The sequence below is a fragment of the Pseudomonas sp. genome, from assembly GCF_040514055.1.
In the GTDB taxonomy this organism is placed as follows: Bacteria; Pseudomonadota; Gammaproteobacteria; order Pseudomonadales; family Pseudomonadaceae; genus Aquipseudomonas.
The window spans coordinates 1-2893 of sequence record NZ_JBEVDL010000015.1; the positions used below are offsets into that span (position 1 = coordinate 1).

Sequence of the window (2893 nt, forward strand, 5' to 3'; positions counted from 1 at the left end):
TGGTCAAACCCGGCGAACGCTTTCCGGTAGACGGCGAAGTCGTCGAAGGCCAAAGCCATGCGGACGAAGCCCTGATCAGCGGCGAAAGCCTGCCCGTGCCCAAGCAACCTGGGGACAAGGTCACGGGCGGCGCAATCAACGGCGAGGGACGGCTGTTGGTGCGCACCCAGGCACTGGGGGCCGAAACCGTGCTGGCGCGGATCATTCGCCTGGTGGAAGACGCCCAGGCGGCCAAGGCTCCCATCCAGAAACTGGTGGACAAGGTCAGCCAGGTTTTCGTCCCCACCGTGCTGTTGATCGCATTGGCAACGCTGGTGGGCTGGTGGCTTTACGGTGCTCCCATCGAAACAGCGCTGATCAACGCCGTTGCCGTGCTGGTGATCGCCTGCCCTTGCGCCCTCGGCCTGGCCACGCCCACGGCAATCATGGCCGGTACCGGGGTCGCGGCACGCTACGGGATCCTGATCAAGGATGCCGAGGCACTGGAACGCGCCCATGAAGTCAGCGCAGTGGTGTTCGACAAGACCGGCACGCTGACGTCAGGTGCGCCGCGCATCGCTCACTTGAGCGCCATTGGCGGCGATGAAAATGCACTGCTGCAAAAAGCCGGCGCCTTGCAGCGAGGCAGCGAGCACCCCTTGGCCAAAGCGGTACTGGATGCTTGCGCCGAGCGCGGGCTGAGCGTCGCCGATGTCAGCGACAGCCAGTCCCTGACCGGGCGTGGAATTGCCGGCACGCTTGAAGGGCGGCGCCTGGCCCTGGGTAATCGCCGCCTGCTGGAGGAGACCGGCTTGCAGGCTGGCGTCCTGGCGGACTCGGCCAGCGCCTGGGAAACCGAAGGCCGCACCCTGTCATGGCTGATCGAGCAAAGCCCCGAGCCGCAGGTGTTGGGCCTGTTCGCCTTCGGTGACACCCTCAAGCCGGGTGCCTTGCAGGCTGTGCAACAACTCGGCGCGCGGCATATCAGCAGCCATCTGCTGACCGGTGATAACCGCGGCAGCGCCAAAGTGGTCGCAGACGCGTTGGGTATTGAGGATGTCCACGCCGAAGTGCTGCCGGCCGACAAAGCCGCCACCGTGGTCGAGTTGAAGAAAACTGCAGTCGTGGCCATGGTCGGCGACGGGATCAATGACGCCCCGGCCCTGGCTGCCGCCGACATCGGCATTGCCATGGGCGGTGGCACCGACGTGGCGATGCACGCCGCCGGTATCACCTTGATGCGGGGTGATCCACGACTGGTGCCTGCGGCACTGGAGATCAGCCGCAAGACCTACGCCAAGATCCGGCAGAATCTGTTCTGGGCCTTCGTCTACAACCTGGTCGGGATTCCCCTGGCCGCCTTCGGTTTTCTCAATCCGGTGCTGGCGGGCGCGGCGATGGCATTGTCGAGCGTCAGCGTGGTCAGCAATGCGCTACTGTTGAAAACCTGGAAGCCCAAGGACCTGGAGGACAACCGATGAACATCGGCCAAGCAGCCCGCAAAAGTGGGCTGAGCGCCAAGATGATTCGTTACTACGAATCCATCGGCCTGCTCAAAGCCGCCCATCGCACTGACAGCGGTTACCGCGTGTATGGCGACGATGACCTGCACACCCTGGCCTTCATCAAGCGTTCCCGGGATTTGGGGTTTTCCCTGGAAGAGGTCGGCAAGCTGCTGACCCTCTGGCAGGATCGCCAGCGCGCCAGCGCCGATGTAAAAGCCCTGGCCCGCCAGCATATCGACGAGCTGAACCAGAAGATTCGCGAGCTTGGCCAACTGCGCGACACGCTGCAGGACCTGGTGGAGCACTGCCAGGGCGACCATCGGCCCGATTGCCCGATCCTCAAGAACCTGGAGTCGGGCTGCTGTGCTGAGCCTGCCCATGAAACAACCAGACCACGAGCCCCCCTGTAGGAGCGAGCTTGCTCGCGAAAAACCAGCGGGCGCCGCGGGGTATCGGCTGCCTCGCGTCATCGTCGACGACCATCGCGAGCAAGCCGGTCACAAAAAACCCGGCCGAAGCCGGGTTTTTCATCAACCGGTTACTGCATCCAGGGCGGAGGCGGTTCTTCGGTTTTGTTCGGTGGCGCGTCATCTGCCGCGCGCACCGCCTGCTTGCGCTCTTCATCCAGGCGTGCGGCCTCGATTTCGCGCATGATGCCGCCAACGTCGGCCAACTCTTCCGGCTCGTCGAACTCGCCGGTCAGGATGCTGGCCGGGTGCAAGGTGCCGGCTTCGTACAAGGCCCACATCTCCTTGGCGAACCTGGTCTGCTTCAACTCCGGAGCAAACCGCCCGAAGTATGAGGCCATGTTGCCCACATCCCGTTCCAGCATGTTGAACGCGTGGTTGTTCCCCGCCGCGTCCACTGCCTGAGGCAAGTCGATGATCACGGGGCCGGTCGGGGTCAACAGTACGTTGAACTCGGACAGGTCACCGTGCACCAGGCCGGTACACAACATCAGCACGATCTGCGAGATCAGGAACGCGTGATACTCGCGCGCCTGGTCCGGCTCCAGCACCACGTCGTTCAGACGCGGCGCAGCATCGCCGTACTCGTCGGCCACCAGCTCCATCAGGAGCACGCCTTCAAGGAAGTCGTAAGGCTTGGGCACCCGAACGCCAGCACCGGCCAGACGAAACAGAGCCGCCACTTCGGCGTTCTGCCAGGCGTCCTCGGTTTCTTTCTTGCCGAACTTCGAGCCCTTGGCCATGGCCCGGGCCTGACGGCTGTTGCGCACCTTGCGGCCTTCCTGGTATTCGGCCGCCTGACGGAAACTACGTTTATTCGCCTCCTTGTAAACCTTCGCGCAACGTAACTCGTTGCCGCAGCGCACCACATAAACAGCTGCTTCTTTACCACTCATGAGTGGGCGCAGCACCTCGTCGACCAGACCGTCCTCGATCAGGGGT

At 63.6% G+C, this 2893-nt stretch carries 3 protein-coding genes; 2 read left to right on the forward strand and 1 reads right to left on the reverse strand.

Annotated features, from left to right (window positions below; all coding sequences use genetic code 11):
• Together ABWY06_RS04300 and cueR are read left to right on the forward strand one after the other, a co-directional pair.
• Positions 1-1460, forward strand: a 1460-nt coding sequence (locus tag ABWY06_RS04300) for a copper-translocating P-type ATPase (RefSeq protein WP_353924333.1), incomplete at its 5' end; no start/stop codon positions are given.
• Positions 1457-1894 carry a Cu(I)-responsive transcriptional regulator gene (cueR, locus tag ABWY06_RS04305; RefSeq protein WP_353924334.1) on the forward strand — a complete coding sequence of 146 codons (438 nt, stop codon included), beginning with the start codon at positions 1457-1459 and terminating at the stop codon, positions 1892-1894. The genes ABWY06_RS04300 and cueR, both read left to right, overlap by 4 nt.
• A 128-nt stretch (positions 1895-2022) precedes the next feature.
• Here cueR and ABWY06_RS04310 read toward each other — a convergent pair.
• On the reverse strand, positions 2023-2893 hold an 871-nt coding region (locus ABWY06_RS04310), incomplete at its 5' end, for a PA4780 family RIO1-like protein kinase (RefSeq protein ID WP_353924335.1).

What these genes read in the sequence shown, in the direction of transcription:
- cueR (WP_353924334.1), top strand. Translation starts at nt 1,457, where the DNA reads ATGAACATCGGCCAAGCAGCCCGCAAAAGTGGGCTGAGCGCCAAGATG.